This window comes from Pseudoblastomonas marina, from assembly GCF_014641655.1.
Lineage (GTDB): Bacteria > Pseudomonadota > Alphaproteobacteria > Sphingomonadales > Sphingomonadaceae > Alteriqipengyuania_A > Alteriqipengyuania_A marina.
This window is the reverse complement of record NZ_BMID01000035.1, coordinates 1-711: the sequence shown is the minus strand read 5'-3', so window position 1 is coordinate 711 and position 711 is coordinate 1. Positions and strand designations below refer to the sequence as shown.

Genomic DNA, 711 nt, shown 5'->3' with positions numbered 1-711 from the left:
TTTTAGCTTTGCTAAAAAAAAATAAAGCGAAGCTCGCCTCGAGAGCTAATGACTACCAATTGGGCAGAGACCTATACTGTACACATCTATAGTCCTAATGATATACGTACTATACCTACCTTTAATCCGGCCCACACACACGAAGTGTGTGTGGGGAATGGAAGGGGGATTATGTTTACCCGTATTTATCATAGCAGTCAGGACATTCCACGGGAGTTCGTTAGTTATTCTTTCACTACGGGGATTTGATCTAATGTGATTCGAACACAGTAGTTTTTTGGATTTAGTAACTTACTTGCTACTGTAAGTAAGGATTTTATTTTATAAGCAGGAAATAACAGTATACGGAGCGGGTTATCACTAAGATGAGCGGGGCAGGGGCTCATTTTGCCTATATGTCCAATGCCTATATATCCAAGTTAAGATTAGTTTACTTTTTACAATGTAAAAGCAAAAAAAATACAAATACTAATGAATATTACCTTAATACTTTTTTTAATAGGAATTTTAGGTTTCGTATTAAATAGAAAAAATATTATATTAATGCTTATTTCAATTGAAATAATGCTATTAGCTATAACATTCCTAATATTGGTAAGTTCACTTAATATGGATGATATAATCGGCCAAACTTATGCTATTTATATAATAGTTGTAGCAGGTGCAGAATCTGCTATAGGTTTAGCTATTCTAGTTGCTTTCTATAGATTA

Annotated in this window: 1 protein-coding gene; it reads left to right on the top strand. The window is 33.5% G+C overall.

Annotated elements, in window-relative coordinates; all coding sequences use genetic code 11:
• Positions 1-471: 471 nt before the first annotated feature.
• The coding region (gene nuoK / locus IEW49_RS13450; RefSeq protein WP_188643243.1) for an NADH-quinone oxidoreductase subunit NuoK at positions 472-711 on the top strand (240 nt) is incomplete at its 3' end.